Annotated in this window: 6 protein-coding genes; 2 read left to right on the top strand and 4 right to left on the bottom strand. The window is 57.4% G+C overall.

The features are described from left to right. Nucleotides 1–662 (top strand): CZB domain-containing protein (locus AACS18_RS22965; RefSeq protein WP_258228809.1); only part of this gene is annotated, 662 nt, incomplete at its 5' end. A gap of 74 nt (nt 663–736) precedes the next feature. Here the strand turns inward: AACS18_RS22965 and AACS18_RS01155 are convergent. Beyond that, nucleotides 737–1231 (bottom strand): DM13 domain-containing protein, encoded by a 495-nt coding sequence (locus tag AACS18_RS01155; protein WP_108613489.1) that lies wholly within the window; start codon nt 1229–1231, stop codon nt 737–739. 126 nt (nt 1232–1357) lie between these two features. After that, entirely contained in the window at nt 1358–1735 is a 378-nt protein-coding gene (locus AACS18_RS01150; protein ID WP_108613500.1) for a CesT family type III secretion system chaperone, read from the bottom strand. A 198-nt stretch (nt 1736–1933) separates the two neighbouring features. Here AACS18_RS01150 and AACS18_RS01145 point away from each other — a divergent pair, with 198 nt between their 5' ends. Continuing rightward, entirely contained in the window at nt 1934–3484 is a 1551-nt protein-coding gene (locus tag AACS18_RS01145; protein WP_108613488.1) for an ADP-ribosyltransferase, read from the top strand. 118 nt (nt 3485–3602) lie between these two features. On the opposite strand, the gene AACS18_RS01140 is transcribed toward AACS18_RS01145, so the two are convergent. Further along, nucleotides 3603–4367, bottom strand: a complete 765-nt coding sequence (locus AACS18_RS01140; RefSeq protein WP_108613487.1) for an EAL domain-containing protein — start codon at nt 4365–4367, stop codon at nt 3603–3605. 230 nt (nt 4368–4597) lie between these two features. Then, on the bottom strand, nt 4598–5484 hold an 887-nt coding region (locus tag AACS18_RS01135; protein WP_181363374.1), incomplete at its 5' end, for a hypothetical protein.

The following is a 5484-nucleotide window of genomic DNA, read 5'->3' as shown; positions in this document are numbered from 1 at the left end:
TGATCGAACACAGCGTCTCGCGGGCGGGGGAGTCGGTAGAGCGGGCCGATCAGGCGGGAGAAGCCCTCGGCCGGATCAAGGGGGCGGTCAACAGCATTCGCGACATGAACACCCAGATCGCCGCCGCTTCGGAGGAGCAGTCGTCGGTGAGCGACGAGATCACCCGCAATATCGTCAGCGTCCACGAGATCTCCCAGGCCACCACGCTGGTGGCGCGGGATACCGCCCATATCGCCAGCCATGTGGCGACCCTGGTGGACAAGCTGGGGGATCTGGCCGGGCAGTTCCAGGATGGTTCCAACGTGCGGATGGTGCTGAGTCGCGCCCGCGCCGCTCATATGGGCTGGAAGACCCGGGTGCGTGCCTATCTGGATGGGCAGGAGGGGCTGTCGCGCAGCGAGGCGGTCAGTGACAAGGAGTGTCGCCTTGGTCACTGGTACTTCAGCGAAGGGCAGGCATGCTGTGGCGATCAACCCGCCTTCAGAGCGATCGCCGCCCCGCACGCCAGACTGCATCAGGTGATCCAGCAGATTATCGAGCTGAAAAACCAGCACAAGCATGAAGAGGCGGAGGCTCTATATCGCGAAATCGAGCAGAACTCAGAGCAGGTAGTGGGCTGCATCGATCAGCTGCTGCGGGAGATGACCAAGCCGGAGCGTTAATGACGAGCGGGCCGGATAGCAAAAGGGCTGACAGCGATGTCAGCCCTTTTTCATGGTGCGGGTCTGGGGCGAGGTTACTGCTCCGGGCGCAGATCCTGATAACGGGCGGCGGTGATGAACTGGCCGAAGGTTTCACACCAGACGATCACGCTGCTGTAGCGGGCCGGATCGATCGTGGCGGGCAGTGGCACGATAAAGTTGTCGAAGGTCTTCACCGGCCCGACTCGCACCATCTGATCCTTGAGGCGGGCAAAATCGGCTTCGGTCTCGACAAACTCGGGGGAGAGGTAGAGCTGGTAGTCCGGCCCGGGGGCCAGCTTGCCCATCAGGCTGATGGCATCCGGCCCTATGCTCACCTTGCCTTCCCCCCAGTGCAGCCGATCGCTGTCTTTCAGATCCCGGCGAAAGGTGCCGTGGAATCTCGCCTGCTGCTGGTTGGCCGCTACCTGCTCGGTATCAGGTGCGGGTGGCGCGATCAGGATCGGCAGGGTGTAGACACCGGCGGCAAAGCCTGCCGCCGCGACCAGCAGATGGGTGCCCAGCAGCAGGGCCATGGTTTTGCGTTTCATGATATCTCGGTCGTTGATGAATTGATGGCAAAACCATACCAGTCCGGGGGCCCGCTGCCCAGTTTGCTCAGGCCAGAGGTGTAGTTATCCATCTATGGTGACGTGGGGTGTGGTCACACCAATGGCTCAAGGCCGGATGGTGCCGTCCTGGCCTTTGTTGATCTCGCTGGTGGCGTGCACCAGCTGTTCCAGCTGGTGGTGGATCTGGGTGCGATCCAGTTGCTGCAAGGGCTGACGACTCCACAGTACCGGTGTCAGGCTCTCTGTATCGAAACCCAGTACCGGTTTGCACGGGTCCTGACTGAAGAGGTTCTGGGCGGCCGCCTGAGCACTGGTGGCCGCGTCGAGGCGGGTAAACATCAGCAGATAGTCGGCCGGGTGTTCGGTCAGGTGACAGGTCAGTTCGCCGATCTGCAGGCTGGTGACGCTCTCCTCCTGTTGCGGCGCAGGCAGGGAGAGGGAGAGAAACAGCTGGTGGATGGCGGCGTGATAAAGAGAGTTCATTGATGGCTCCAGATTGATGATGGCGCCATTAGAGCAGGTCACCGCCAGCGGCACTGTTAATGGTGGCTCTCTTTTTTTAGCTTTTCGGTCAGCGAGATAGCACGCCGCGCTCAGTACAAAAATCGCGACCAATCCCGATAGTCCCTGTTGATGGCCTCTCCTAGACTGGCGGCGAAACATCACAAGAAGACAATCATCATGCAGATTCAAGCAAACACCGTCGGCACACAGGCCGTCGCTCACCACAGTGATGCAACCACAGGGGTTGGCCGGATGGGCCAGCTGGAGGCGCGTCAGATCGCCACCGGGCAAGATGCGATCCTGCTGGGCAACCGCAGCGAACCGCAGAAAGGGCAGGGGCTGCTCTCGCGACTGGGGGCTCAGCTGGCCCGCCCGTTTGTGGCCATCAAAGAGTGGATTGGCAACCTGCTGGGGAGCAGCAAGAGTGACGCTGCGCCGAAGGCGCAACAGACTCCTGTGACAGACAACCTCTCGCAGGCTGACCAAAAAAGGTTGCTGCTGCAACAGGCATTGCCTTTCACCCTGGGCGGGCTCGACAAGGCCAGCGAGCTGAACAATATCAATGCCGAACAATTGGGGCAGGATCATCCCCGTCTGGCGACCGGCAATGGTGCCCTGCGCTCACTGGCGACCTCCCTGATCGGGATCCGGGATGGTTCCATGCGGCAGGAGAGTCAGACTGCTGCAGCCGGGTTACTTGAACGCCCCATCGCCGGTATCCCGCTCCAGCAGTGGGGCACTGTGGGAGGCAAGGTGAGCGAGCTGCTCGCCAGCGCCACTCCCGAACTGTTGCAAGAGGCGATGAGCCAGCTGCACACCGCGATGGGTGAAGTGGCCGACCTGCAGCGGGCCGTCAAAGCTGAAATCGCTGGTGAACCGGCGCAAAGCGCGACCACCACTGCGGATGCGGCGCCCGTCCAAAGCGGTGAGAGTAAAGGGGCTGCTCGCGAACAGGTCACCATGGATCGCCAGACCCCGGCCACCGGCTACAAGCTGGCGCTGGATCTTATCAGCTATCAGGCCAGCTACCTGCTGCGGGATCAAACCTCGACCGAGGTGACCCTGAGCAGCAGCGATCTCAATGCCCTGCATCAACACATTGCCGATGGCTCCATCAATGGTTCCCACATGGCCAAATTGCAGACCCGTGGCGATCTGCAAACCCTGCGCACACTGGCGCTTTCGCTGGCCAGCGGCAGCGACGCCAAGGGCTCTGCCCTTGGTCATGCCCTCGACAGCCTCGCCTCGGCGCGCCCCAACCAGCGGTTGGTGCTGGGCGGTCTGATGCAGTTTGCCAGTCAGGGCGATCAGGCGTGGGCTGACCATACCGCTGGCAAGCCGGAAGATCGGCTCGATGCCGGGGCGCGGCAGCGCTTTGATGGTGACAACATGAAGGCGGCGGTGGCGCGTCTCGGCGCCAGCGAAGCGCGGCAGGTGCTGCAACAGCTGGAAGGGGCTTTTGGTGATCGGGCCAGGGCTATCTGCGACTTCGCGGTGGCTCAGGTCTCCGGCTTTGCCGATAGCGAAAGCAGCCCTGAGGCTGTGCTGGTCTCCCGCCTGACCCGCATGGGCAATCTGGTGGGCAGCCTGACCGATGCGCTCAAGGAGCGGCTGCTACTGCCCGGGTCCGCCCGTGGCGAGCCGACCATGATCGACTCCGCCAGCCAGCTGACACCGCTCGAGCTGGCTGCGCTGGCCCATATCGGCGTCGATGAGAGCTATCTGTAAACCGTCAGCACACAACCCCTCGGGGTAAGGTGATATGACATAAAAACGGACACCCTTGGGTGTCCGTTTTCTTATTCGGGCGGGAGTGGGCTGAGGGGAGCAGGGCAGACCGACTGGCTTACAGGCTGGTGAAATCCACCTCGGGCAGGGTTTCGAAGCCGGGGCGGGCAAACAGATAGCCTTGCATCAGGCTGATGCCCATCTCCCGCAGGCAGGCCATCTCTTGGCGGGTCTCGATCCCCTCTGCCAGCGGGGTGATCTGCAACTCGGCAAACAGCGCCAGACAGTGGCGCACTATGGCTTGTCGGGTCGGGTCCTGGTCGATGCCGCGCAGCAGGTGCATATCGAGTTTGACGATATTGGGGTGAAAATCGGCCAGCAGGTTGAGGCCCGAGTAACCGGCGCCAAAGTCATCGATTGCCGTCTTGAAGCCGAGCGCCTGATAGTGATCGACGATGCCGCGAAGATGCTGGCTATCCTGCACCTGCCCCACCTCGGTCAGCTCGAACATGATCTGCTCGATGGGAAAGAGATGCTCGCGGGCCGCCTGCAGGGTGGTGCGGATGCAGCGCTCCGGGCGGTAGACCGCATTGGGCAGAAAGTTGATGCTCAGCATGCCCCGCATATCGAGGCGGGCGGCCAGTGCGATGGCCTTGATCCGGCACAGCTGATCGAAACGGTAGCGGTTGTCGTCGTTGACCCGGGCAATCACGCTCTGCGCGGGTTCGTTGTTGATCCCCCGCACTAGCGCCTCGTAGCCGAAGATGGTGCGCTGGCTGCAATCGACGATGGGCTGGAAGGCCATGGTGAAGTCGAAGTCGAGATCTGCTTTCTCCTGACACAGCTGGCAGATGGCGGGGGATGGGGCGGCAGGTATATCCATGACTTTCCTCTTGGGCGTGGCGGCGCTGGGCACTGTCTCAAATGATAACAGCTCATTACCCCCCTGTAGGTTCGATTAGCGCAGCGTAATCGGACGAACGAGAGGCTTTGATTGCGGTTGTTGCCGCGAGTCAGCAGCAGCCAGCTGGAGGGGAAATGCGGGTGACCGTTATGGTGGGAGAATCCATTTACGCGAACGTCCGATTACGCCTGACGGCTAATTGAAAATATTTACTGTTTAGACTCGACCCTCTTCAACCCCTTCTTTTCATTTACGACAAAGAATATTGCGCTATCCCATGTTTTCTCCATTAAGCGAGAGTGTATGGTCATATCTTCTTTATTCTTTCGTGACAACAAGACTTTGATATGGCTCAGAGAATTTAGTTCTGATGCTATTTGGGTGTCACAATATTTAATGATAAATATCGGAGGTAATGAACCTCCAGCTCTAAAAATTATGTAACCATTTTCATCCATTTCCATTCGACAATAGAATTTGGTGTTGTCTCGCGTACCATCAATATCTAAAATAATTCTTCGAATATTATTAAATAAGTTAGCTCCAAGGTTGAACTGAGTATCATCGGCTACGAATGATGTAATTATATTTGTTTTCTCACAATACTCAGCAGTTGAAGTAGGTGTTACTGGGTATCTGGTTTCTTGGATAATGTAACTACTTAAGTTCTTCAAAAGATTTTGTTCTTCTTTAGATAGTTTTAGTTGTAAATCATTGGCAATATTGAGTAATTTGTGGCTGTAGCATTTCACTGTGTTTTCGAGAAAACTTTTGGGTGCTGAAATGAGCAAAGAAACAATCCCAGCTTTCAACAAAAGCTCAATTGCATAGCCTAGCAATAGTATGCTTGATTTATGAGCTGAATTCTTTTCCTCAAGGTATTCAAATGCTTTTTTTGAGATAGGATGATTAGCATTTCCATCACTATCTTTTGCTAAGTCATTGAATTTAACTTGTGCGCTTTTAGCACACTCTCGCAGAAGCTTAGCGCTAATCAGTTTTCCATCTGCTTCTTTTATCCAATCGTGTTTTTTGAAAATGCCATGTTCACCGCTAGATTTTATAGGCTGCTCCCATAAATCCTGCTTATTCATGT

This window comes from Aeromonas sp. HMWF015 (genome assembly GCF_963878965.1).
Classification (GTDB): Bacteria; Pseudomonadota; Gammaproteobacteria; order Enterobacterales; family Aeromonadaceae; genus Aeromonas; species Aeromonas veronii.
The sequence above is the reverse complement of the archived record's forward strand: the minus strand, read 5'-3'. Positions and strand labels throughout refer to the sequence as shown.

Coding starts and splice junctions, on each gene's coding strand:
- AACS18_RS01155 (WP_108613489.1), bottom strand. CDS start 1,231: ATGAAACGCAAAACCATGGCCCTGCTGCTGGGCACCCATCTGCTGGTC.
- AACS18_RS01150 (WP_108613500.1), bottom strand. CDS start 1,735: ATGAACTCTCTTTATCACGCCGCCATCCACCAGCTGTTTCTCTCCCTC.
- AACS18_RS01145 (WP_108613488.1), top strand. CDS start 1,934: ATGCAGATTCAAGCAAACACCGTCGGCACACAGGCCGTCGCTCACCAC.
- AACS18_RS01140 (WP_108613487.1), bottom strand. CDS start 4,367: ATGGATATACCTGCCGCCCCATCCCCCGCCATCTGCCAGCTGTGTCAG.